This window comes from Celeribacter sp., assembly GCF_048261515.1.
Classification (GTDB): Bacteria; Pseudomonadota; Alphaproteobacteria; order Rhodobacterales; family Rhodobacteraceae; genus Celeribacter.
The window spans coordinates 287,862-310,986 of record NZ_JBLXFZ010000003.1; the positions used below are offsets into that span (position 1 = coordinate 287,862).

A 23,125-nucleotide genomic window follows, 5' to 3' on the forward strand; every position below is an offset into this window, starting at 1 on the left:
ATGGCTAATCTCAAACTGACGGATGTGGCAAAGGTTTACGGCGGCAAGGTGGAAGTCCTCAAGGACATCAACCTTGACATCGAAGAGGGCGAATTGATCGTCTTCGTCGGTCCTTCTGGCTGCGGGAAATCGACGCTTTTGCGGATGATCGCCGGGCTGGAGAAAATCTCTGCTGGGACGCTGGAAATCGACGGGCTGGTGGTCAACGACGTGCCCCCCGCACAGCGCGGCATCGCGATGGTGTTCCAGTCCTACGCGCTCTATCCGCATATGACTGTGCGCGAAAATATGGAATTCTCGCTCAAACTGGCCAAGAAATCCCGCGAGGAAATCGACGAGGCGGTGAACAAGGCCGCCCATATCCTTCAACTGGATGACTATCTCGACCGTCTGCCCAAGGCGCTCTCGGGCGGTCAGCGCCAAAGGGTTGCGATCGGACGTGCGATTGTGCGTGATCCGAAGGTCTATCTCTTCGACGAGCCGCTCTCCAACCTCGACGCCGCCCTGCGTGTGGCCACCCGTATCGAGATCGCACAGCTCAAGGAAAGCATGCCCGAAAGCACGATGATCTACGTGACCCACGATCAGGTCGAGGCGATGACGCTGGCGGACAAGATCGTGGTGCTTGCCAACAAGGGCATCGCACAGGTCGGTGCGCCGCTTGATCTCTACGAGCGCCCCGACAACGAGTTCGTCGCACAGTTTATCGGCTCCCCCGCGATGAACCTGCTTGCGGGCGAGATCGTGGAGCCGGGTGCTGTCACCACAGTGAAACTCACGGGCGGTGGCACGGCTTCGGTGCAGATCCCGACACAGACTTCCGACAAGGGTCGCTCTGTCAATGTCGGCGTGCGTCCCGAAGATCTCAAGCTCGCCGCCGAAGGTGAGCCGGCCCTCTATTCGGGTGAGGTCGCCATCACCGAGGCGCTTGGCGAGGTCACATTGCTCTACTTCGTCGCCGAGGAAGGCAAAGATCCCGTGATCGCCAAATTGCCAGGTATCCACGAGGGTCTGCGCGGTTCGCATGTCAAACTGGTCGCTGATCCGGCCAAGCTGCATATGTTTGCCGACGGCCTGTCCATGCGCACCAAGGACTAAACGACGGACTGCGCGTGATGGCCCACGGGCTGCGCGCGCGGGCAGGGGCTATGCGCCCGCTGTTCCACCCCTTAGGGTGACACCATCTTGCCCCGTCCACCGCGACATCTCGCCATCGCGGACGGGGTTTTCGTTTGCGCGGTCTGGTGATATTCAAAGTCCGAAATGTGATGGAAGACACAGATATGGTCGATACCAATTCCCCGAAGAAACCCTATTTCCCGCCACCTCCGCCTCTCAACGCGGCGCCAAAGGGGCTGTGGCGTGCCACGCCGCCCGCGATCTTCCCACCGATGCTTGGTCTCATGGGGCTTGGACTGGCGTGGCGTCAGGCGGCTGTGGTGCTGAACGCGCCCACCTTCATCGGGGAGATGCTACTGGGGGCGGTGTCGCTCCTCTATGTCTTCGGGCTGGTGGCCTATCTGGCCAAGGTGCTTCGTCGCCCCGCATTGGTGGCGGAAGACCTGCGCATCCTTCCTGGGCGGGCAGGGCTTTCGGCGGGCACGGCCACGGGGATGCTTCTCGCGGCGGCCCTCATTCCGATGGCTCCCGCGCTTGCCAAGGGCGTGCTTGTAGTCTTCCTCGCCGCCCATGCGATCGTCGCGTTACTGATCCTGCGGTCCTTCGCCCTCGGTCCCGCCGACCAGCGCCGTGTCACGCCTGTGTGGCACCTGTCCTTCGTCGGCTTCATCATCGGAGCCGTGCCTGCAATCGGGCTGGGATGGACGGGGTTGGCCAATGCGATTCTGTTTACGACCATGCCGATTGCCGCGGCGATCTGGCTGATTTCGGCGCTGCAATTCGCGCGGGCCGATGTGCCACCGCCGCTGCGCCCGCTTCTGGCCATCCACCTCGCGCCCGTGGCGCTTTTCGGCATGGTAACAGCAGGGCTGGGTATGACAGGGGCGGCAACGGCCTTCGGTTGGGTCGGGATCACTGTGCTGGCCGCATTGTTGGCAGGGGCGCGCTATCTCACCAAGTCGGGCTTCTCCGCGCTCTGGGGCGCCTTCACCTTCCCGCTTGCAGCCTTCGCCAACCTGATGTTCGCCCTCGTCGCGGTCACAGGCATGCCCGTCGCCGTGATCGGCGGGCTGGAACTGGTGGGAGCCACTCTTGCCATCGCAGTCATCGCCTTCAAGGTGATGCAACTCTGGGCGCGCGGAAAACTGGCGAAACTGACCAATGCCGCGTCGCTCTAAGTGTCTTGTGTCGAAGGGGATGCGCTAGTTCTTGAGGCAGTTGGGTGATTTCACACCATATTGTGCCAACTTGGGCTTTCCCCTCCGTCACATCCATGCAATAGGAACGTGCCAAACCGTATCACCCATGGAGACACCCGATGGAGATTCGCGAGGCCCTCACCTTCGACGATGTTTTGCTGGTTCCAGCAGCAAGTAGTGTTCTACCCACAACGGCAGATACACGCACGCAGCTGACCCAATCGATCACCCTGAACATTCCTCTGTTGTCTTCGGCAATGGATACCGTGACCGAGGCCCGCATGGCCATCGCCATGGCGCAGGCGGGGGGTGTTGGCGTGATCCACAAGAACCTCGACGCCGAGGCGCAGGCCCAAGAGGTGCGGCGGGTGAAACGGTTCGAGAGCGGGATCGTCTACAACCCGATCACGCTCACCCCCGACCAGACCATCGCGGACGCGCGGCGACTGAGCGCGCAATACAATTTCACGGGCTTCCCTGTCATCGACGAGACGCGCCGTGTAGTGGGCATCGTGACCAACCGCGACATGCGTTTCGCCGGCTCCGAAGATCAGCCTGTCTCCACGGTTATGACCACCAAGGATCTCGCGATCCTGCAAGAGCCTGCCGACCGCGACGAAGCGATTTCTCTGATGAAGGCGCGTCGGATCGAGAAGCTTCTTGTCACGGACGCCAACGGCCAGTTGACGGGGCTTTTGACCCTCAAAGACACCGAGAAGGCCGTGCTCAACCCCTCTGCGTGTAAGGACGATCTGGGGCGCTTGCGCGTCGCGGCGGCAACCTCCGTGGGCGACAGCGGTTTCGAGCGTTCCGAGATGCTGGTGGACGCAGGTGTGGACATCGTGGTGGTCGACACTGCGCACGGCCATTCGCAAGGGGTGATCGACGCCGTGAGCCGTGTGAAAGCGACCTATGGCGACAAGGTTCAGGTCATCGCGGGCAACGTGGCCACGGGCGAGGCGACCAAGGCGCTGATCGGCGCGGGTGCGGATGCGGTCAAGGTCGGCATCGGACCAGGGTCTATCTGCACCACGCGCATGGTCGCGGGTGTGGGTGTGCCGCAATTGACCGCCATCATGGACTGTTCGCAGGCAGCAGGCGACGTGCCTGTGATCGCGGACGGTGGCATCAAGTTCTCGGGTGATTTTGCGAAAGCCATCGCGGCGGGCGCGTCTGTCGCCATGGTCGGCTCTATGATCGCAGGCACGGACGAAAGCCCGGGCGAGGTCATTCTCTACCAAGGCCGCTCCTTCAAATCCTATCGTGGCATGGGCTCGCTGGGCGCAATGGCGCGTGGTTCGGCGGACCGCTATTTCCAAAAGGACGCAGCTTCCGACAAGCTCGTGCCCGAAGGTATCGAAGGGCAGGTGCCCTACAAAGGCCCCGTTGGCACCGTTTTGCACCAGATGGTCGGCGGTCTGCGCGCGGCCATGGGCTACACGGGCAATGCGACCGTGGCCGAGATGCGCCGCAACTGCAACTTCACGAAGATCACCGGGGCAGGGCTCAAGGAAAGCCACGTCCATGACGTTCAGATCACTCGTGAAAGCCCGAACTACCGCATCGGCGGATAAGGGCCGTGTGGCGCGCGCGGGAACGCGCGATAAATGACTATAATGGAACGGCGGCGCAGGCCGCCGTTGCTTTTTGCCCTCATTGCTGATTTGGCTTGATCCATGACACCCGCTGCACGCCTCTCCGCCGCCATCGAGCTCCTCGACACTGTGCTGTCGGGGGCCAATGCCGAGCGCAGCCTGACCAACTGGGCGCGCGGCAACCGCTATGCAGGCTCAAAAGACCGCCGTGCCATCCGCGACCATGTCTTCGACGCACTGCGCCGCTTGCGCTCCTATGCGTGGCTGGGCGGGGCAGGGGATGCGATCCCCGCGGGGCAGGTGACGGGACGGCAGGTGATCCTTGGTGCCTTGATCGCGCAGGGCATCGACCCCGATACGTTTTTCAACGAAAGCCGTTTTGCCCCCGCGCCGCTCACCGAGGGTGAACGCGCGGCCATTGCCAGCCTTGAGGCCGCCCCGCGTGGTGTGGCGCTCGATTGTCCCGACTGGCTCTTGCCGCTCTACGAGGAGGCGCTTGGCGAGGATGCCGAGGCGGTGCTCGACCTGATCCGCCAGCGCAGCCCCGTGTTCTTGCGCGTCAACCGCACCCGCGCCACCATCGGCCATGCCATTGAAATGCTTGAGGTTGACGGTATTTCCGCGCTTCCTCACCCGCTGTCGGAAGGTGCGCTGAAAGTTACCGAAGGGGCCAATGGCGTCGCCCGTTCACAGGCCTATTTGACGGGCGCGGTGGAATTGCAGGACGCGGGTGCACAGGCCGCCCTTGACCGCGTGCCAACACAGGACGGCTGGCGCGTGCTCGACTATTGCGCGGGCGGCGGAGGCAAGGCGCTGGCGCTCGCCGCGCGTGGTGGCCTCGACGTGACCGCCTATGACATCGACCCCTCGCGGATGCAGGACATCGGCCCGCGCGCCTCTCGTGCAGGCGTCACCATCGCCACTGCACGCAAGGCCGATCTCGCACCCGCCTATGACCTGATCGTGGCAGATGTGCCCTGCTCGGGGTCTGGATCGTGGTCGCGCGCGCCGCAGGCCAAGTGGCAACTTACGCCCGAACGCCTCGACGACCTCACCGAAACACAGGCGCAAATCCTGCGCGACATTGCTCCACGTTTGGCCAAGGGTGGGGTGCTTGCCTATATCACCTGTTCGCTCTTTGATCGCGAGAATGGCGCGCAAATCGCCGCCTTCATCACCGCGCACCCTGATTTCACGCTCGAAAGCTCCGAGATGATTTCTCCTCTTCGCGGCGGGGACGGCTTCTACGTGGCAGTGTTGCGTCGATCGCGTTAAGGGCGTTCGGTAGGGTGGAAAACAACTTTACCGAGCATTGTTACTCTTCTACCTTATTCCAAAAGTCTTAAACCTCTCTTTACGTGGGGGTGATAGTTGTCGGGTAACTTAGGCGGTCCAGACCGTAGTTTAGTCGCGGAGTATGTGTGGGTGATGACGTGGGAATTGGTGCAGTGACGGCCAGTGCTTTCATGCCAACGCCCCTGACCCGATTGGCCCAGCGGGTCGCGCCCTATTCCATCTCCATCGCCTTGGGCGGGGTGATCCTTTGTGCCGCCGCTCTGATCCTGCCCGACGCACGCCTCGGCCTTGCGGCTTTTGCCTCTGGCGGGGCGATCCTGTGGGCCATTGCCATTCTGCGCGAGATCGAGCGCCGCCGCCGTCGCAGGATCGGGCGGCTCCATGCCTCCATTGCCGAGTTTGTTGCCCATGACGCCGCGCCCTCCTTTACCACCGATGCCGACGGGGTGATCGGTTACGAGAACCGCGCGGCCAAGGAACGGTTCGGCGGTCAGGATGGCCAAAACATCCTCAAGGCGCTTGACGAGATGTTCGCCGCCCCTGCCGCAACCCTCTCGCGCCTTCAGGCCAAGGCGCAGGCGCATGGGGCTGCGCGCGAGGATGTGGCGACGCGGACGGGGCATATGCGCCTGTCCGTCCATGTGATCGGGCGCGGTGGCTTCCTGTGGCGGCTCGAAGACCTCTCCGAGCGCGGCGACGGCGGGGTGGCGGCCGAGGCCGTGGCGCTGCCGATGATGATCCTCAGTCAGGGCGACAAGGTGCTCTATACCAATGCCGCTCTGCACCGTCTCGTCGGTCACCGCGAGCGGGCTCTGGATCGTATTGTCACCGACCTGCCTCTGCGCAACGGCGATATGCACATGCTCGCGGGCAGCAAGGGACCGATCTATGCCCGAACCGCGATCTACGAGAGCGCGACGGGACGGCGGGAAGTCTATTTCCTGCCCGATATGGCTCCGCAAATGGGCGAGTGGTCGCAACTCGATGCGCTGCCTGTGGCGCTTTTGAAGGTCACGCGGGACGGCAGGATTTCCGAATGTAACCGCCCCGCGCGTGAGCTTCTTGCGATGCCCTGTGATTATGCGGGCATGGCGCTGGCCGATCTGGTCGAGGGGCTTGGGCGGTCAGTGTCCGACTGGGTGATGGACGTGGCTATGGGGCGGGTGCAAAAGGCCGAATTCGTGCGCGCGTCGCGGCCCGAGAAAGACACCTTCCTCCAGATCGCGCTCAACCGTGTGGCCGACGGCGAGGGCAATGTGGACCTCATCGCAGTGCTGACCGACGCCACGCAGCTCAAGGCCCTTGAGGCGCAGTTCGTCCAGAGCCAGAAGATGCAGGCGATCGGCCAGCTTGCGGGCGGTGTTGCCCATGATTTCAATAACTTGCTAACCGCGATTTCGGGGCATTGTGACCTGCTCCTGCTGCGCCATGACAGCAACGATCCCGAATACGGCGACCTCGTCCAGATCCATCAAAACGCCAACCGTGCCGCCGCTCTTGTCGGGCAACTTTTGGCGTTCTCGCGCAAGCAGACGCTCAAACCCGAAGTCATCGATCTGCGCGAGACGCTCTCCGACCTGACGCATCTGCTCAACCGTCTCGTGGGGGAGAAGATTGCGCTGTCGGTCAGCCATGATGCCGACCTGCGACCGATACGCGTGGACAAGCGGCAGTTGGAACAGGTGATCATGAACCTCGTCGTCAATGCCCGCGACGCGATGTCCGAGGGGGGCGAGATCACCATTCAGACCGAGAATGCGTTGCTCTCTGAGGCGATGGTCAAGGCCCGCGCAACGATTCCTGCGGGCGATTATGTCGTTGTCTCCGTCACCGACGAGGGGCGCGGCATTCCCAAGGATCATTTGCAGCAGATTTTCGAACCTTTCTACACCACGAAACGCACGGGCGAGGGGACGGGGCTGGGTCTGTCCACCGCCTACGGCATTATCAAGCAGACGGGCGGGTTCATTTTCGTCGACAGTGCGGTTGGTGTGGGCACGAAGTTCACCATCTACCTCCCTGCCCATAGCGCCGCCTCCGCCGAAGAGTTGAAGAACGATCTCAATAAGGGGCCGAAGCGTGTGGTCGAGCGGGGCGACGGCGTGGTGCTTCTGGTGGAGGACGAGGCCCCCGTGCGCGCCTTTGCTTCGCGCGCGCTCAGGATGCGCGGCTACACGGTTCTGGAGGCCGAGAACGCCGAGGATGCGCTGGAGATGCTCGACGATCCCGATCTGAAAATCGACCTCTTTCTCTCCGATGTCATCATGCCAGGGATGGACGGGCCGACATGGGTTGCCAAGGCGCGCGAGGCCCGTCCTGATGTGCGGGTGATCTTTGTTTCGGGCTACGCCGAGGACCACTTCCCCGACCAGCAGGCACGGATTCCCAATTCGATCTTCCTACAAAAACCGTTCTCACTGTCCGAACTCACCGATACGGTCGCCGCGCAGTTTGAAAAGTGAAGGTATTTCACGCGGCCACTCGACGCTGGGTGTTGTGTGGCGGGTGCATTCTTGGAGTTAAAAAGCACTGCAAATACTGATGGATGTCGTATTTCGTTCACGCCGCATGCCAACTTTCCTGCCCGCATAAACCCGCCATTAACCCTAATGGCCTTAGGGTCGGTCACGTAGAAATTGGTTGAAATGTTCTCTTTTTGGTCCCATACCCTTGAGGGAGAACAAGATGAGAACAAGCTCAGGGCAGCCTTCCGCATATTTCCCCGCGTGGAATCGTTGCCGCCCCGAAAGGGGTATGAGATAAGGATAGGAACCCAAGCGATGACAGGCGTGACCGAGATGAGCAAAAACGACCCCAACAAGCAAAAGGCGCTCGACAGTGCGCTGGCCCAGATCGAACGCCAGTTCGGCAAGGGCTCGATCATGAAACTGGGCGCGGATAATCCCGTGCAAGAGATTGAAGCCACCTCGACTGGTTCGCTCGGCCTCGACATCGCGCTCGGAATCGGCGGCATCCCGAAAGGCCGTATCATCGAGATTTACGGCCCTGAAAGCTCGGGCAAGACGACGCTGACTCTGCATTGTGTGGCCGAGGAACAGAAAAAGGGCGGTGTTTGCGCCTTTGTCGATGCGGAACATGCGCTTGACCCGATCTATGCGCGCAAACTGGGTGTGGATCTCGACGAGCTTCTGATTTCGCAGCCCGACACGGGCGAGCAAGCTCTTGAAATCGTGGATACTCTGGTGCGCTCGGGGGCCGTGAGCCTCGTGGTGGTCGACTCGGTGGCCGCGTTGACGCCGAAGTCCGAGCTTGAGGGCGACATGGGCGACAGTTCCGTGGGCGTTCAGGCACGTCTGATGTCTCAGGCGATGCGCAAACTTACTGGCTCGATCTCGCGCTCCAAATGCACCGTGATCTTCATCAACCAGATTCGCATGAAAATCGGCGTCATGTTCGGTTCGCCCGAAACGACGACAGGCGGTAACGCACTGAAATTCTACTCCTCCGTGCGCCTCGACATTCGCCGTATCGGCGCGATCAAGGACCGCGACGAGGTGGTGGGCAACGAAACCCGCGTCAAGGTCGTCAAAAACAAGGTCGCACCGCCGTTCAAACAGGTGGAATTCGACATCATGTATGGCGAAGGCATCTCGAAAACGGGCGAGCTTCTCGACCTTGGTGTGAAAGCGGGCGTGGTCGATAAATCTGGCTCGTGGTTCTCCTATGGCGATGAGCGCATCGGGCAGGGCCGTGAGAACGCCAAGCGCTTCCTCAAGGAAAACACCAAGTTCGCGCTTGAGATCGAGGACAAAATCCGCGCCGCCCACGGGCTGGAGTTCGATCTGGGTGATGATTTCGACGGGTCGGACGTTCTGGAGGATGGCGAGGGCTGATCGCCGCGTCACACCGTTTCAAAAGTTAACACGAGGGCCGAAACCGCCAGTTTCGGCCCTTTTGTGTATCAATTGCGCCTGTGGCAATGGACAGGGTGGAACTGGGGCGGTAAACCTCTGCAAACGCCACTGAATTCCGCCAAGAGAAGAGCCTGCACATGCCAAGCGTGAATGATATCCGCTCCACTTTCCTCGACTATTTTGCGCGCAACGGCCACACGGTCGTCGACAGCTCCCCGCTGGTGCCGCGCAATGACCCGACGCTGATGTTCACCAACTCGGGCATGGTGCAGTTCAAGAACTGCTTCACAGGTGTCGAAAAGCGCGACTACACCCGTGCCACCACGGCGCAGAAATGTGTGCGGGCAGGGGGCAAGCACAACGACCTCGACAACGTGGGCTACACCGCGCGCCACCACACGTTTTTCGAGATGCTCGGCAACTTCTCCTTTGGCGACTATTTCAAGGATGATGCGATCCCCTTTGCGTGGGAGTTGATCACCAAGGATTTCGGCATCCCGAAAGACAAGCTCTACACGACGGTTTACCACACCGACGACGAAGCTTTTGAAATCTGGAAGAAAGTCGGTGTACCCGAGGAGCGGATCATCCGCATCGCGACCTCCGACAACTTCTGGCAAATGGGCGATACGGGTCCGTGCGGTCCCTGCACCGAGATTTTCTACGATCACGGCGATCACATCTGGGGCGGCCCTCCCGGCTCAGCGGAAGAGGATGGCGACCGTTTCATCGAGATCTGGAACGTCGTGTTCATGCAGAACGAACGTTTCGCCGATGGCTCTATGACCGAGTTGGAGATGCAGTCGATCGACACGGGCATGGGGCTGGAGCGGATCGCGGCACTCTTGCAAGGAAGCCATGACAACTACGACACCGACCTGATGAAGGCGTTGATCGAGGCTTCGGCGCACGCGACCTCCGTTGATCCCTATGGCGATAAGAACGTGCATCACCGCGTCATTGCCGATCACCTGCGCTCGACGTCCTTCCTGATTGCCGATGGCGTGATGCCGTCCAATGAGGGGCGCGGTTATGTGCTGCGTCGCATCATGCGCCGCGCCATGCGTCACGCGCACCTACTTGGTGCCAAAGACCCGATCATGCACAGCCTTGTGCCCGAATTGGTGCGCCAGATGGGCGATGCCTATCCGGAACTGCGCACGGGTCAGGCGATGATCGAAGAGACTCTGCGCCTTGAGGAAACCCGCTTCAAGCAGACGCTGGATCGCGGGTTGAAGCTGCTCGACGACGAGTTGGACGGTCTGGAAGAGGGCGCGAAACTGCCTGGTGAAGCCGCGTTCAAACTCTACGACACTTACGGTTTCCCGCTCGACCTGACGCAGGATGCGCTGCGCGAGAAGGGGGTTGAGGTAGACACCGACGGGTTCGACGCCGCTATGGCCGAGCAAAAGGCCAAGGCACGTGCCGCTTGGGCGGGGTCGGGCGAAACGGCGGATGCGACCGTCTGGTTCGACATCGCCGAAGAAAATGGCGTGACCGAATTCCTTGGCTACGACACCGAAAAGGCCGAGGGCGAGATCGTTGCTCTGGTGCGTGACGGTGCGCGCGTGGATGCGGTTCAGGAGGGCGACACGGTTCAGATCGTGGTCAACCAGACGCCGTTCTACGCCGAATCCGGCGGTCAGGTCGGTGATACCGGTGTGATCCGCGTCGAAAAATCCATTGCCAAGGTGACGGACACCAAGAAGGTCGCGGGTGTCTTCATCCATATGGCGGAAGTGACCGAAGGCGAAATCAAGGTTGGCGAACCCGCTGTTCTCGAAGTCGATCATACCCGCCGTTCGGCGATCCGTGCGAACCACTCGGCAACCCACCTGCTGCACGAGGCGCTACGTGTGACCTTGGGCGATCATGTCGCGCAACGCGGCTCGCTCAATGCGCCCGACCGTCTGCGGTTTGACTTCAGCCATTCCAAGGCGCTCACGGCCGACGAATTGAAAACTGTCGAGGCGGACATCAACCACTACATCCGCCAGAACACCCCCGTTGAGACCCGCATCATGACACCCGACGACGCGCGTGAAATCGGGGCGCAGGCGCTCTTTGGCGAGAAATACGGTGACGAGGTGCGCGTGGTTTCCATGGGCCGCGCCGATACGGGCAAGGGCGTTGATGGCAAGACCTATTCGCTGGAGCTTTGCGGCGGCACCCATGTGGCGCGCACGGGCGATATCGGCGTGTGTGTCATCACGGGCGACAGCGCCTCTTCGGCGGGTGTGCGTCGGATCGAGGCGCTCACAGGGCAGGCGGCAATCGACTATCTTGCAAACGCCGCCGCGCGCGCCGATGAGGTGGCTGCAGCGCTCAAGACGCCCGTGACGGAAGTCGTGGACCGTGTGAAAGCGCTGGCCGACGAGCGCAAGAAGCTCGAACAGGAAGTCGCCAATCTCAAGCAGCAGATCGCCATGGGGGGCGGATCGGACGGCGGTGCGCAGGCGCGTGACGTGAACGGCGTACCTTTCCTAGCGCAGGCGCTTGAGGGCGTGTCTGGCAAGGATCTGCGCGGGTTGATTGACGCGCATAAAAACAACCTAGGCACTGGTGTGATCCTCTTGATTGCCGATGACGGCGGCAAAGTCGCGGTGGCCTGTGGTGTGACCGACGATCTGACCGACAAGGTCTCCGCTGTTGATGTGCTCAAGGCGGCTGTCGTCGAAGTCGGCGGCAAGGGCGGCGGTGGCCGTGCCGATATGGCGCAGGGCGGCGGTAAGGACTTCAGCGGTGCGGATGCCGCAATCAAGGCTGCGGAAGCCGTGCTGAGTTCGTAATGCCGTACTACGTTGTTGCGCGTGTCGATGTTACTGACAAGGACACCTACAAGGAATATGCCCGCCGTACTGAGGAGTTGATCACGGCTCACGGCGGCAAGTTTCTGGTCATGGGGGCACCCATCGAGCATGTCGAAGGCCATGGTCCAGATCATCTTGTGGTGATCGAGTTCCCCGACCGCGATGCGGCGGAGGCGGCCTATATGTCGGACGCCTATCATGAGATCGTCGCGCTCGGGATGCGTAGCTCTTCGCGCGATGTGATGGGCGCGTGGGGTGTTGGCGAGGATGTCCACAAAGGGATCGTCAAGCAGTACAACAAGGACGCCCGCGCGAATGCGTCTACGCGGCCCGCGAGCCGCCAGCAGTACGCACGAAGCGGGGAGCGTCTCGCAACGGCTGATAATGTCACCGAATTTGTGCCGCGTGGCGCGGTTCGCCCGCGCGCGGACCAACGTAGCGACGGCGACCGTAACGACTGAGCGCTCCGAGAACGCAACACCCACCCGCACCGACCATCGATCGTGTAAAGGATACCGCCAATGGCTGCACTCTGGATCTCCCATGTCTCCGTCACTGACGAGGACGAATACGCGAAATATGCAAAGCTCGCAGGCCCCGCGATTGCCAAACACGGCGGCACATTCATCGCCCGTGGCGCGCGTCATGTGCAGATCGAAGGCCGTGACCGTCCGCGCAACGTGGTGATCCGCTTCGACAGCGTCGAGGCGGCGCAGGCCTGCTACGACAGCCCCGAATACCAAGAAGCTCTGGCCTTCGCCAAGGGATCGTCGGAGCGCGAATTGATGATTGTGGAAACCACTGAATAGGCGCGCCTCTCAGGCTCTGTTTCGTGATTGCTCCGATCTGTGTCATCCTGCGTCCATTGCACAGGAGGATTTCACATGCATCTGGGGTGTTTTTCCGTCTCCCTATCCGTCAAGGATCTCTCTAAATCGCGGGCGTTTTATGAGGTTCTCGGTTTCGAAATATTCCACGACGCTAGCGATCACGGTTATTGCATCATGCGGCAGGGGGACACGCTCATCGGGCTCTATAGCGGCATGTTCGAGGGCAATATTCTGACCTTCAATCCCGGATGGACGCAGGGCGCGGAACCCTATGAGCCGTTTGACGATGTGCGCGCGGTGCAGGAGCGGCTTCAGGCGGCGGGGATTGCGCTGGAGGAAACTGCCGATCCAGAGGGCGAGGGTGTGGCGCATATCACGCTGATAGACCCCGACGGAAATGCGATCCTGATCGACCAACACGTGCCGAAGCCCAAGGGCTGACGCTATACGCTGGCGTCAAATGCAAAAGGCCCGCCATCTCTGGCGGGCCTTGTCATGTCGTGGAGCGCGCGTGGCTCAGAGCTGCGCGGCTTTGGCGTGACGCTTGCGCTCGTGCGGGTCGAGGTAGCGTTTGCGCAGGCGGATGCTTTCGGGCGTCACCTCAACCAACTCGTCGTCGTTGATATAGGCAATGGCCTCTTCCAGCGACAGCGACTTCGGTGTGGTCAGACGCACGGCGTCATCGGTGCCCGAGGCGCGCACGTTGGTGAGCTTCTTACCCTTGAGCGGGTTCACCTCAAGATCGTTGTCGCGGCTATGTTCGCCGATGATCATGCCTTGATAGACCTTCGTCTGCGCGCCGCAGAAGAGCTTGCCGCGTTCTTCGAGGTTCCACAGGGCGTAGGCCACTGTTTCGCCGTCTTCCATCGAGATCAGAACACCCTGACGACGACCCGGGATCGGGCCTTTGTAGGGGGCCCAGCCATGGAACACGCGGTTGAGAACGCCCGTGCCGCGCGTGTCGGTGAGGAATTCGCCGTGGTAGCCAATGAGGCCGCGCGAAGGCACATGCGCGATGATCCGCGTTTTGCCGTTCTGCTGCTTCATCTCGGTCAGGTCGCCCTTGCGTGCGCCTGTGAGTTTCTCGATCACGGCACCCGAATATTCGTCATCCACGTCGATGGTGACTTCTTCGATTGGCTCCAAGCGCTTGCCGTCTTCTTCTTTCATGATCACCTGCGGGCGGGAGATCGAAAGCTCGAACCCTTCGCGGCGCATGTTCTCAATGAGAACGCCCATCTGAAGCTCGCCACGTCCCGACACCTCAAAGGCCTCGCCACCTGGCGTGTCCTTGATCTTGATCGCGACGTTGGTTTCGGCCTCTTTCATCAGACGGTCACGGATGACGCGCGACTGCACCTTCTTGCCTTCACGGCCTGCCAGCGGGCTGTCGTTGATGCCAAAGGTCACGGTGATGGTGGGCGGGTCAATCGGTTGCGCTTCGAGCGGCTCGTCGATTTCCAGCGCACAAAGCGTATCCGACACGGTTGCTTTGCTCATGCCCGAGATCGATACGATGTCGCCTGCGATGGCTTCGTCGATGTCGGCCATGGACAGACCGCGGAAAGCCTGAATTTTCTTGACCTGAAACTGTTCGATCTTCTGGCCGTTGCGGGTCAGGGCCTGAATGGTGGCGCCTGCCTTGATTTTGCCTGTCTCGACACGACCCGTCAGGATGCGACCAAGGAAGGGGTCGGCGCCCAGCGTGGTAGCGAGCATACGGAAGGGCTCGTCCTGCTTCTTGAGCTGCTTGGGGGCGGGGACGTGGTTGATGACGAGGTTGAACAGCGCCTCAAGATTTTCGCGCGGCCCGTCAAGCTCCGCATCACACCAGCCAGAACGGCCCGAGGCGTAGAGATGGGGGAAATCAAGCTGGTCGTCGTCGGCGTCAAGAGAGGCGAAGAGGTCGAAACATTCGTCCAGCGCGCGGTCGGGTTCGGCGTCTGGTTTGTCGACCTTGTTGAGAACAACAATCGGACGCAGGCCGAGGGCGAGTGCCTTGGAGGTCACGAACTTGGTCTGCGGCATCGGGCCTTCAGCGGCGTCAACGAGCAGGACAACACCGTCCACCATCGACAGGATGCGCTCGACTTCACCACCGAAATCGGCGTGACCAGGCGTGTCGACGATGTTGATGCGATGACCTTTCCACTCGACGGAGGTGGCTTTCGCCAGAATGGTGATCCCGCGCTCGCGTTCAAGGTCGTTGCTGTCCATGGCGCGCTCGGTGGTCGCCTGGTTGTCGCGGTAGGTGCCCGACTGTTTCAGCAGCTCGTCGACGAGTGTCGTCTTGCCGTGGTCAACGTGGGCGATAATGGCGATATTGCGAAGATCCATAGGGATGTTTGTCTTTCGTACGTGAAGAGGTTGCGCAGCCCGTAACCTGTAGACGGAAAAAAGGCCAGCAGAAAAGCCCGCCGATTGGCGCGATAGGGCGCGTGGGGGCCGAGTGACGGGGCGTTTTAGGGCGGTTGGTGCGTATTTGGCGCTTAATGGCCTGCGGTTTTGGAAAACAGGTGGATCACCAGCACACCTGCAATGATCAGGGACATTCCGATGACTGCCGCCAGATCGAGTTTTTGCCCCATAACAACCAGACCGATTAGCGAGATCAGCACGATCCCCAATCCCGACCAGATCGCATAGGCAATGCCCACGGGCAGAACCTTGAGCGAGAAAGAGAGGAAATAGAAGGCTAGCCCGTAGGACACCACAACGATAATTGCAGGGATAATGCGGGTGAACTGCTGCGAGGCGGCCATGGCCGTGGTGCCGATCACCTCGCAGACAATGGCGAGCAGGAGGAAGATATAATGGGCGGGCACGGGCATAATCCTCTCCTGCGCGGTGATTACATCGCGATATAGCGGTCGCGGCGGTGGTTGATGGCGATCACCAGATTGAGGATCACAGCCCCCAGCAGCGAAAAGACAACCTGCGGCAGGGGCAGCAGGAAGGCGGCCACCGCAAAGAGCACGGCATCAAAGCCGAGTTGGACATAGCCCGCCTTGAGGTTCGTCGCGTCTTGCAGGTAGAGCGCGAGAATGCCGATCCCGCCCAGCGATCCGCCGTGACGGAAAATCGCCATGAGACCCGCGCCCTGCAAGAACCCCAACATGACTGCGCCGAAGGTCGGGTCGAGTTTTTCAAAGGACATCAACAGGGGGAAAACTTCAGCAAAGACCGAGATCAGTGCGACGCAGACGAAGGTCTTGAGAACGAAGGTCTTTCCCATGCGCTTGTAGCCGAACCAGTAGAACGGCAGGTTCACCACGAAGAAGACCCAACCGAATGGCGCCTCCAAAATATAGGCCAGCAACAGCGACAGCCCCGCCGTCTGTCCAGTGATAAATCCCAGATCGCGGAGCATAACGAGGGCGAATGCGCACATGGCGGTGCCGAAAACGAACCCTTGGGCGTCTTCGAAGAGCGTGTGATTGGCGGTGGTTTGTTCTTTTGTCTGCATGGCGCCTTGTTGATACCGAAACGCGCGAAAACGCAAGAGGCGCGCGCGTTGCGCATAACAGGTGGGCAGGGCGAGTTCTTTCCCGTGCCAAAATTTTCTCTTGGATTTCGCGTGACCATAGGTCAGCTTGGGCGCTAATCCGTTAACCAGCATATAGTTTGAGGAGATTTATTATGGCTGAAACCACCACTCATCGCGTCGAATTTAGCGGCTCGGGACGCGAGTATTTTTCTATTTGGATTGTGAACCTATTGTTGTCCATTGTGACGCTCGGCATCTATTCGGCATGGGCCAAGGTGCGTCGTCGCAAGTATTTCGCACAGCACACGCAAATCGATTCCCGCCGTTTCGACTATCACGCGACGGGTAAGCAGATTTTCATCGGCCGCGTGATCGTCATCGTCGGGTTTTTGATCTACAGCCTGCTTTCGGCCATCCCCCTGATCGGCATCCTTTTTGCCTTGGGTTTTCTTGTGCTTGTGCCGTGGCTGATCAACCGTTCCATGGCGTTCAATGCGCGGATGACGTCCTTTTCGGGGCTGCGGTTTTCCTTCAAGGGAACGAAGATGAGGGCCTTCCTCGTCTACATGCTCTATCCGTTCCTCTCGGCCTTCACGCTCTATCTTACCTTCCCGTTGGTCGCCCGCGCGCAGCAGCGTTACCGCATTTCGAACCACAAGTTCGGCACAGCGCAATTCCACTTCGACAGCACGATCGGTCCGTTCTACAAGGCGTTCCTTATGGCGATCGGTTGGGCCGTCGCGGTTCTGGTTGTTACTGTCGTGCTCTTTGGCGGCTATGCGTTCTTGGGTGCCGTCCAAGGTGCGGGGGAGATCGCGAGAGTGTTCGCCGTCTATTTGCTGATCTTTATCGCTGTCCTTCCTGCCGCCTTCATCTACCGCGCCTTTGTGCGTAATGCGGTCTATGCAGGGGCCTCGCTTGAGGGCGGCCACAGCTTTACCTCAGATGTGCGCCCGCTTGCGCTCTTGGGCGTGGCGATGACCAATGCCGTGGGTGTTGTTCTGACGCTGGGCTTTTTCATCCCGTGGGCACAATGCCGGATGACGCGTTATCTTGCCGATCACACCTCTGTCACCGTGGACGGCTCCATCGACCAGTTCATCGCGGGCGAGAGCGAGGCCGTGGGTGCGATTGGTGATGCCTTTACCGACCTTGAAGGGGTCGATCTTGACTTCGCACTCTAGACCCTATGGTCGCGTGACGGGGGTGGCCTATCGGCCAACTTCCGCTGCGCGGCTTTCGGCTGTTCTGACCTTTGATGCGGCGGGGCTACGCCTTCTCGATGAGACGGGTGCGGTTCTGGCAACGGGCGAGCCCACCTCCCGCACGCGCCTTGGCGGGGGACCGAGCATTGTGACCTTCGCGGATGGCACGCGGTTTGAAACCGAGGATGTCGACGGGATCATGCGGATGCTCGGCGCCAACAGCAGCGATCATCTCGCCGCGTGGGAAAGCTGGCATCCACGTCTCATCGTCTTTGTGGCGGCCATTTGTCTGGCGGCCTTCGCGATATGGAAATGGGGGCTCGACCTGCTTGCTGTTCTGGCGATTGCGCTCACGCCGCATTGGGTGGTTGAGACCATCGACAGTTCCAACCTCGACGCAATCGACCGCATCATGGCGGAGCCTTCGACCCTTTCGCCCGCGCGGCAGAGCGAGGTGCGCGAGATATTCGAGCGCGTCGCAAGCCACGCCCCGCCTGCGCCTTATGGGGACTATGTGCTTGAGTTCCGCGCCATGGAGCGGATCGGGCCGAATGCCTTCGCCCTTCCTGGCGGGACGATGGTCATCACCGATGCGCTCGTCACCGAGTTTCCCGATGACGATCTGATTGCGGGTGTGTTGGGGCACGAATTGGCGCATGTCAGCGAGAAACACTCGCTCAAGCAACTCTACCGCTCGCTTTCGACTTACGCTCTTATCAGCTTCATCGTCGGTGATGTCGGCCCTGTGATCGAGGATCTCGTGCTGGAAGGGGGCGTTCTCCTGTCACTTTCCTATTCGCGCGCTCATGAACGGGAAGCGGACGAGATCGGCGTGCGCACCGCGCGGGCGGCGGGCTATGACCCAGCCGCTTTGGCAGCGTTCTTCACCACGCTGGAGGCGAAGGGTGGACCCAGTGGGCCTGCGTGGTTCTCGACCCATCCCGCCAACGAGGAGCGCGTCGAGCGGATCAGGGAGATTGCAGGCGAGTAGGTCGCTCAGGCTGCGATATAGCGATCGCGGCGGTGGTTGAAGGCGATAACCCCGTTCAAAATCAGCGCGCCGAGGAGAGAGTAAAGCACCCGCTCGGGCGCGAAGAAGAAAAACGCCACGCCGAAAAGCACCGCGTCGAACCCCAGTTGCACTAGTCCCGCACGGATGCCGAAACGATCCTGCGCATAGAGTGCGACGACGCCAAGGCCTCCAAGCGACCCCTTGTGGCGGAAGGTGCCCAAAAGCCCGTAGCCCGTCAGTACGCCGAAGGCCACAACACCGAAGAGCGGGTTGAGCGTGTCGAAGTGCATCCATGTGGGGATGACGCTCATCAAAAGTGAGAGGATCGTGACGCAAGCCACGGACTTCAAAGTAAATTCACGTCCCATGCGGAGCCACGACAGCGCGTAGAACGGGATGTTGATGATCCAGAATACCCACGAAAACGACCATCCCGTAAGGTAGGATATCACCAGTGCAAGCCCTGCCGTTTGCCCCGTGATGAACCCCAGTTGCGCGATGAACGTGAGGCCGATGGCGGTGGTGAGAAGCGCAATGGCAAACCCTTGGATGTCCTCAAGGGCTGAGTGTTTGGGCGGGTCTTGCGGAATGGGATATGGTGCTGGCATGGGGTGATAATAGGGCAGCTATGCTGACCTGTCGAGGGGCGAAGCGCCCGATGATCCGCATGTGCGTTTCACTGACGTGGAGGCGCCTAAAAAACAGGCAGACCCGTGCGGCGCATTGCCTGCCCGTGGCAAAGAAAAAGCCCGCCTCTTACGGGGCGGGCTTTGACGTGATTTCAATGCGGCGGCGGCCTATCCAACCAGCGCCTTGTTGAGGTTCTCGTCGATCTTTTCGAGGAAGCCCATCGTGGTTAGCCAGCCCTGATCGGGGCCGACGAGCAACGCGAGGTCTTTCGTCATGTAGCCGCTTTCGACCGTATCCACGATGACCTTTTCAAGCGTCGTGGCAAAGCGCATCAGTTGCTCGTTGCTGTCGAGTTTCGCGCGATGCTTGAGCCCGCCCGTCCATGCGTAGATGGAGGCAATCGAGTTGGTGGAGGTCGCTTCGCCCGCCTGATGCTGGCGATAGTGGCGGGTGACGGTGCCGTGAGCGGCTTCGGCCTCGACGATCTTCCCGTCGGGGGTGAGAAGCTGCGAGGTCATCATGCCGAGCGAGCCAAAGCCCTGCGCAACCGTGTCGGACTGCACGTCGCCATCGTAGTTCTTACAGGCCCAGACGAACCCGCCCGACCACTTGAGCGCGCAGGCCACCATGTCGTCGATGAGGCGGTGTTCGTACCAGATGCCAGCCTCTTTGAACTTCTCCGCAAACTCCGCCTCGTAGACCTCTTCGAAGATATCTTTGAAGCGTCCGTCATAGGCCTTCAGGATCGTGTTCTTGGTGGAGAGGTAAACAGGCCAGCCGAGGTTGAGGCCGTAGGTAAGAGAGGCGCGGGCGAAGTCGCGGATGGAGTCGTCAAGGTTATACATCGCCTGATAGACACCAGCCGACGGCGCGTCGAAGACTTCCTTTTCGATCACCGTGCCATCCTCGCCCACGAATTTCATGGTGAGCTTGCCCGCACCGGGGAAGGTGAAATCGGTGGCTTTATACTGGTCGCCATAGGCGTGACGCCCAACGACGATGGGTTTGGTCCAACCAGGCACGAGGCGCGGCACGTTTTTACAGATGATCGGCTGGCGGAAGATCGTGCCGCCGATGATGTTGCGGATCGTGCCGTTGGGGGAGCGCCACATCTTCTTGAGGCCGAATTCCTCAACGCGGCCCTCGTCAGGCGTGATAGTTGCACATTTCACAGCTACCCCGACTTCCTTGGTCTTTTCGGCAGCATCGATGGTGATCTGGTCCTCGGTCGCGTCACGGCTCTCGATGCCGAGATCGTAGTAGAGCAGATCGAGGTCGAGATAGGGGAGGATCAGCTTGTCCTTGATGAACTGCCACATAATACGGGTCATTTCATCGCCGTCCATTTCGACGATGGGGTTGTCTACCTTGATCTTGGTCATAGGGGGGTCTCCTATCGGGCTTGGGGAGGAATAGGACTTGGCCGCTGCTATAGCGCAAACATCTGCCTTTGGGAAGGCGGTATGCAAAGGTATACCGAAAATATCGCGCAAGGGGTGGCGTGTGCTGTGGTGGTGCGGCTGCAATCTGTGCGGACTGCATGGAAGCTGGTCACATAGCGGATAGGCGCACAGCCCTCAGCGCAGCGGTTTCATCCCGCCACGGCCAGCCCGACCCCATAGGCCACAAGCGCACAAATGCCGCCCAGAAGCAGTGTCTCGCCCACGCAGCGGATGAGCCCCGCGCGGGTCGCATGATGGCGCAGCAGGCCCAGAAGGGTGAGTGCGCCGAAGGTGGCCCCAAGGGCTGCGGGGGTCTGGATCGTGGCGGGCAGGCCGAGCAGGTAGGGCAGGAGCGGGATCGCGCCGAAGACCACGAAGGACAGGAAGGTTATGAGCGCTCGCGGCCAGAGCGCCCCTTGCCCCGGATCTTCGAAGCCGTCGATCTGGTTGAGGGTAAGATCGGCCAGAAGGTCTGGGCTTTTCGCCGCCAGTGAGGCCATGGTGGACGCATCGAGCGAGGAGAGGCCGCGCCCCTCGAAATGGGCGGTCAGGGCGGCGTGCTGGCGCGAGGGATCGCGGGCGAGCGCATGGCGGCGGCGGGTGATCACATCGCGGGCCGCGCGCGCCGAGAGCAATTCACCCAGACCCATCGAGGTCGCATCGGCAAAGAGATTGGCCAATCCGAAGACCAGAACGGCCAAGGCTCCGATCTGACCCGCGCCCGTGGCCTCCGCCCCCGCGAAACCCGCGACGATGGCAAATGTCGTCACGATCCCGTCGTTGCCTCCATAGGTGATCTGTTTGAGGCGGTCGGCGTAGCGGGGTAGGGCGGTCATGGTGTCCTCGCGCGGTTTAGGTCGTGTGCAATGCTAACCGCCATGCGCGTGATAGGCTATGGCTGTGGTATTCTACGGCCTCATGGCCCCTAGAGAGGGCCGCAACGTGAGAAAGGGGCGGATTTGGGTGACTGGGCTTGCGAAATTGTGGGGTAAAATGATACCTATTTTGTAACACATTGTTTTTGTGGGGAAATTGCGCGAAAGCACCCCTTGACCCGCGCACAGAAACCTATAGAACACGCCCATCCGAATTCCCATCCCAAAGGGTAGACCAAATGAGCACTTTCTCCGCAACTCCCGCGGACGTGGACAAGAAATGGATCATCATCGACGCTGAAGGCGTCGTTCTTGGCCGTCTTGCTTCCATCGTCGCCATGCGCCTGCGTGGCAAACATAAAGCGACCTTCACCCCGTCCATCGACATGGGCGACAACGTGATCGTCATCAACGCCGACAAAGTCCAGCTGACTGGCAAGAAACGCACCGACAAGCGTTTCTACTGGCACACGGGCCACCCCGGCGGCATCAAGTCCCGCACAATCGGCCAGCTTCTCGACGGCGAGCACCCCGAGCGCGTTGTGACCAAAGCCGTTCAGCGTATGCTGCCCGGTGGCAAACTGTCCCGTCAGCAGATGACCAACCTGCGCGTTTACGCAGGCGCCGAGCATCCGCATGAGGCTCAGAAGCCTGAAGTGTTGGACGTGAAGTCCATGAACAAGAAAAACACCCGGAGCGCGTAATCATGGCTGATGAAATCAAATCCCTCGACGAGCTGAACGCCGTCGCCGGTGGTGAAGCCGTCGTTGAAGTGGCTGCGCCCCGTGAACCCGTCCGTGACGAACTGGGCCGTTCCTACGCAACTGGTAAGCGAAAAGACGCTGTTGCCCGCGTTTGGATCAAGCCGGGTTCTGGCAAGGTCACAGTGAACGGCAAGGACATGTCCGTTTACTTCGCACGCCCCGTTCTCCAACTCATCGTCAAGCAGCCTGCACAGGTTGCTGGTGTTGAAGGCGAGTTCGACGTTGTTGCAACGGTTAAAGGTGGCGGCCTCTCTGGTCAGGCTGGTGCGGTCAAGCACGGCATCTCCAAAGCCCTCCAGCTTTACAACCCCGAACTGCGCGGCGCTCTGAAAGCCGCTGGTTTCCTCACCCGCGACTCGCGCGTGGTCGAGCGTAAGAAATTCGGTAAGCGTAAAGCACGTCGTTCCTTCCAGTTCTCCAAGCGCTAACAGTGAACGACATAATTTGTCATATAAAGCAAAGGGTTGCGTATTTCGCAGCCCTTTTTTTGTGCGTAGCAGAATTGTAGCAGATGCTGTGTGTGCTGACGTCGTGGTTTAGTGATTTTAGCATATCGGTAGCGTTTTAGGTTGCTATCGAAGGAAATCAGATATGTTTAAAAGCTTGCTGCATTTAACCTTATTCTGTTTTGCAGCAATTCTAGAAAATTCAGAAAATGCGCGAGTATGCCTCTTTTAGAACGCAGAAGTTTAAGCCTTTTCTGCTGCCTATAATTGATTGCGTGTGCACATCTTCGCTTTGCCTACAGCTTGCCCAAGTGTGCCTAGATATACTGTCGATTGTTGCTGCTTGCCTAAAGTGCTTTGGGATATTGCCTAATGTGATGTTGAAATGTGCTGTAAGTGCGGACGCTTGTGCTGGGTTGCTGGCTCCGATGCTTGTAAGTGCGAGTGGGCGATAGAGATGTGGTGAGCTACTCCCCATTTGTTGGACAGGATCTGGCGTAAATTAAGCTACTCTTTGCTCCTGCTGATCGGGTTGTGTTC

At 60.2% G+C, this 23,125-nt stretch carries 20 protein-coding genes; 14 read left to right on the forward strand and 6 right to left on the reverse strand.

Annotated elements, in window-relative coordinates; translation table 11 throughout:
- The 10 genes from ACN0SC_RS08415 to ACN0SC_RS08460 all read left to right on the forward strand — a co-directional run bounded on the left by ACN0SC_RS08415 (position 1) and on the right by ACN0SC_RS08460 (position 13,165).
- Positions 1-1,098, forward strand: coding sequence for an ABC transporter ATP-binding protein (locus ACN0SC_RS08415; RefSeq protein WP_417249216.1), 1,098 nt, complete (start codon positions 1-3; stop codon positions 1,096-1,098).
- A 170-nt stretch (positions 1,099-1,268) separates the two neighbouring features.
- Positions 1,269-2,297 carry a tellurium resistance protein gene (locus ACN0SC_RS08420; RefSeq protein WP_417249217.1) on the forward strand — a complete coding sequence of 343 codons (1,029 nt, stop codon included), beginning with the start codon at positions 1,269-1,271 and terminating at the stop codon, positions 2,295-2,297.
- A gap of 140 nt (positions 2,298-2,437) precedes the next feature.
- Positions 2,438-3,892, forward strand: a complete 1,455-nt coding sequence (gene guaB, locus ACN0SC_RS08425; protein WP_417249218.1) for an IMP dehydrogenase — start codon at positions 2,438-2,440, stop codon at positions 3,890-3,892.
- 102 nt (positions 3,893-3,994) lie between these two features.
- On the forward strand, positions 3,995-5,188 hold the full coding sequence (locus ACN0SC_RS08430; protein WP_417249219.1) for an RsmB/NOP family class I SAM-dependent RNA methyltransferase: 1,194 nt from the start codon (positions 3,995-3,997) through the stop codon (positions 5,186-5,188).
- A 191-nt stretch (positions 5,189-5,379) separates the two neighbouring features.
- Positions 5,380-7,671 (forward strand): ATP-binding protein, encoded by a 2,292-nt coding sequence (locus tag ACN0SC_RS08435; RefSeq protein WP_417249246.1) that lies wholly within the window; start codon positions 5,380-5,382, stop codon positions 7,669-7,671.
- Positions 7,672-7,989: 318 nt separating this feature from the next.
- Entirely contained in the window at positions 7,990-9,063 is a 1,074-nt protein-coding gene (gene recA, locus ACN0SC_RS08440) for a recombinase RecA (protein ID WP_417249220.1), read from the forward strand.
- 158 nt (positions 9,064-9,221) lie between these two features.
- Positions 9,222-11,873, forward strand: a complete 2,652-nt coding sequence (gene alaS / locus ACN0SC_RS08445; protein ID WP_417249221.1) for an alanine--tRNA ligase — start codon at positions 9,222-9,224, stop codon at positions 11,871-11,873.
- Positions 11,873-12,355 (forward strand): DUF1330 domain-containing protein, encoded by a 483-nt coding sequence (locus tag ACN0SC_RS08450; protein WP_417249222.1) that lies wholly within the window; start codon positions 11,873-11,875, stop codon positions 12,353-12,355. Before alaS ends, ACN0SC_RS08450 begins: the two co-directional genes overlap by 1 nt.
- A 60-nt stretch (positions 12,356-12,415) precedes the next feature.
- Entirely contained in the window at positions 12,416-12,703 is a 288-nt protein-coding gene (locus tag ACN0SC_RS08455; RefSeq protein WP_417249223.1) for a DUF1330 domain-containing protein, read from the forward strand.
- Positions 12,704-12,778: 75 nt separating this feature from the next.
- The gene (locus ACN0SC_RS08460) at positions 12,779-13,165 is read left to right on the forward strand and encodes a VOC family protein (RefSeq protein WP_417249224.1); all 387 of its coding nucleotides are present in this window, start codon (positions 12,779-12,781) and stop codon (positions 13,163-13,165) included.
- Positions 13,166-13,240: 75 nt separating this feature from the next.
- Here ACN0SC_RS08460 and typA read toward each other — a convergent pair whose 3' ends face one another.
- The 3 genes from typA to ACN0SC_RS08475 all read right to left on the reverse strand — a co-directional run bounded on the left by typA (position 13,241) and on the right by ACN0SC_RS08475 (position 16,190).
- Positions 13,241-15,061 carry a translational GTPase TypA gene (gene typA / locus ACN0SC_RS08465; RefSeq protein WP_417249225.1) on the reverse strand — a complete coding sequence of 607 codons (1,821 nt, stop codon included), beginning with the start codon at positions 15,059-15,061 and terminating at the stop codon, positions 13,241-13,243.
- A 152-nt stretch (positions 15,062-15,213) separates the two neighbouring features.
- The gene (locus ACN0SC_RS08470; RefSeq protein ID WP_417249226.1) at positions 15,214-15,555 is read right to left on the reverse strand and encodes a DMT family transporter; all 342 of its coding nucleotides are present in this window, start codon (positions 15,553-15,555) and stop codon (positions 15,214-15,216) included.
- A 20-nt stretch (positions 15,556-15,575) separates the two neighbouring features.
- On the reverse strand, positions 15,576-16,190 hold the full coding sequence (locus ACN0SC_RS08475) for a YitT family protein (RefSeq protein ID WP_417249227.1): 615 nt from the start codon (positions 16,188-16,190) through the stop codon (positions 15,576-15,578).
- Between the two features lie 173 nt (positions 16,191-16,363).
- Here ACN0SC_RS08475 and ACN0SC_RS08480 point away from each other — a divergent pair, with 173 nt between their 5' ends.
- Together ACN0SC_RS08480 and ACN0SC_RS08485 are read left to right on the forward strand one after the other, a co-directional pair.
- On the forward strand, positions 16,364-17,395 hold the full coding sequence (locus ACN0SC_RS08480; protein WP_417249228.1) for a YjgN family protein: 1,032 nt from the start codon (positions 16,364-16,366) through the stop codon (positions 17,393-17,395).
- Positions 17,379-18,407 carry a M48 family metallopeptidase gene (locus ACN0SC_RS08485; protein WP_417249229.1) on the forward strand — a complete coding sequence of 343 codons (1,029 nt, stop codon included), beginning with the start codon at positions 17,379-17,381 and terminating at the stop codon, positions 18,405-18,407. Before ACN0SC_RS08480 ends, ACN0SC_RS08485 begins: the two co-directional genes overlap by 17 nt.
- A 5-nt stretch (positions 18,408-18,412) precedes the next feature.
- Here ACN0SC_RS08485 and ACN0SC_RS08490 read toward each other — a convergent pair whose 3' ends face one another.
- The 3 genes from ACN0SC_RS08490 to ACN0SC_RS08500 form a co-directional block, all read right to left on the reverse strand.
- On the reverse strand, positions 18,413-19,036 hold the full coding sequence (locus tag ACN0SC_RS08490; protein WP_417249230.1) for a YitT family protein: 624 nt from the start codon (positions 19,034-19,036) through the stop codon (positions 18,413-18,415).
- 189 nt (positions 19,037-19,225) lie between these two features.
- Positions 19,226-20,440, reverse strand: a complete 1,215-nt coding sequence (locus ACN0SC_RS08495; RefSeq protein ID WP_417249231.1) for an NADP-dependent isocitrate dehydrogenase — start codon at positions 20,438-20,440, stop codon at positions 19,226-19,228.
- A gap of 209 nt (positions 20,441-20,649) precedes the next feature.
- Entirely contained in the window at positions 20,650-21,336 is a 687-nt protein-coding gene (locus ACN0SC_RS08500) for a VIT1/CCC1 transporter family protein (RefSeq protein ID WP_417249232.1), read from the reverse strand.
- 278 nt (positions 21,337-21,614) lie between these two features.
- On the opposite strand from ACN0SC_RS08500, the gene rplM reads away from it, so the two are divergent.
- Positions 21,615-22,079 (forward strand): 50S ribosomal protein L13, encoded by a 465-nt coding sequence (gene rplM, locus ACN0SC_RS08505; RefSeq protein ID WP_417249233.1) that lies wholly within the window; start codon positions 21,615-21,617, stop codon positions 22,077-22,079.
- Between the two features lie 2 nt (positions 22,080-22,081).
- Positions 22,082-22,567, forward strand: a complete 486-nt coding sequence (rpsI, locus tag ACN0SC_RS08510) for a 30S ribosomal protein S9 (protein WP_417249234.1) — start codon at positions 22,082-22,084, stop codon at positions 22,565-22,567.
- The last annotated feature ends 558 nt before the right edge of the window (positions 22,568-23,125 follow it).

Bases quoted from the DNA above. Each gene is read 5' to 3' on its own strand.
- ACN0SC_RS08415 (WP_417249216.1), top strand. From the start codon at position 1: ATGGCTAATCTCAAACTGACGGATGTGGCAAAGGTTTACGGCGGCAAG.
- ACN0SC_RS08420 (WP_417249217.1), top strand. From the start codon at position 1,269: ATGGAAGACACAGATATGGTCGATACCAATTCCCCGAAGAAACCCTAT.
- guaB (WP_417249218.1), top strand. From the start codon at position 2,438: ATGGAGATTCGCGAGGCCCTCACCTTCGACGATGTTTTGCTGGTTCCA.
- ACN0SC_RS08430 (WP_417249219.1), top strand. From the start codon at position 3,995: ATGACACCCGCTGCACGCCTCTCCGCCGCCATCGAGCTCCTCGACACT.
- ACN0SC_RS08435 (WP_417249246.1), top strand. From the start codon at position 5,380: ATGCCAACGCCCCTGACCCGATTGGCCCAGCGGGTCGCGCCCTATTCC.
- recA (WP_417249220.1), top strand. From the start codon at position 7,990: ATGACAGGCGTGACCGAGATGAGCAAAAACGACCCCAACAAGCAAAAG.
- alaS (WP_417249221.1), top strand. From the start codon at position 9,222: ATGCCAAGCGTGAATGATATCCGCTCCACTTTCCTCGACTATTTTGCG.
- ACN0SC_RS08450 (WP_417249222.1), top strand. From the start codon at position 11,873: ATGCCGTACTACGTTGTTGCGCGTGTCGATGTTACTGACAAGGACACC.
- ACN0SC_RS08455 (WP_417249223.1), top strand. From the start codon at position 12,416: ATGGCTGCACTCTGGATCTCCCATGTCTCCGTCACTGACGAGGACGAA.
- ACN0SC_RS08460 (WP_417249224.1), top strand. From the start codon at position 12,779: ATGCATCTGGGGTGTTTTTCCGTCTCCCTATCCGTCAAGGATCTCTCT.
- typA (WP_417249225.1), bottom strand. From the start codon at position 15,061: ATGGATCTTCGCAATATCGCCATTATCGCCCACGTTGACCACGGCAAG.
- ACN0SC_RS08470 (WP_417249226.1), bottom strand. From the start codon at position 15,555: ATGCCCGTGCCCGCCCATTATATCTTCCTCCTGCTCGCCATTGTCTGC.
- ACN0SC_RS08475 (WP_417249227.1), bottom strand. From the start codon at position 16,190: ATGCAGACAAAAGAACAAACCACCGCCAATCACACGCTCTTCGAAGAC.
- ACN0SC_RS08480 (WP_417249228.1), top strand. From the start codon at position 16,364: ATGGCTGAAACCACCACTCATCGCGTCGAATTTAGCGGCTCGGGACGC.
- ACN0SC_RS08490 (WP_417249230.1), bottom strand. From the start codon at position 19,036: ATGCCAGCACCATATCCCATTCCGCAAGACCCGCCCAAACACTCAGCC.
- ACN0SC_RS08495 (WP_417249231.1), bottom strand. From the start codon at position 20,440: ATGACCAAGATCAAGGTAGACAACCCCATCGTCGAAATGGACGGCGAT.
- ACN0SC_RS08500 (WP_417249232.1), bottom strand. From the start codon at position 21,336: ATGACCGCCCTACCCCGCTACGCCGACCGCCTCAAACAGATCACCTAT.
- rplM (WP_417249233.1), top strand. From the start codon at position 21,615: ATGAGCACTTTCTCCGCAACTCCCGCGGACGTGGACAAGAAATGGATC.
- rpsI (WP_417249234.1), top strand. From the start codon at position 22,082: ATGGCTGATGAAATCAAATCCCTCGACGAGCTGAACGCCGTCGCCGGT.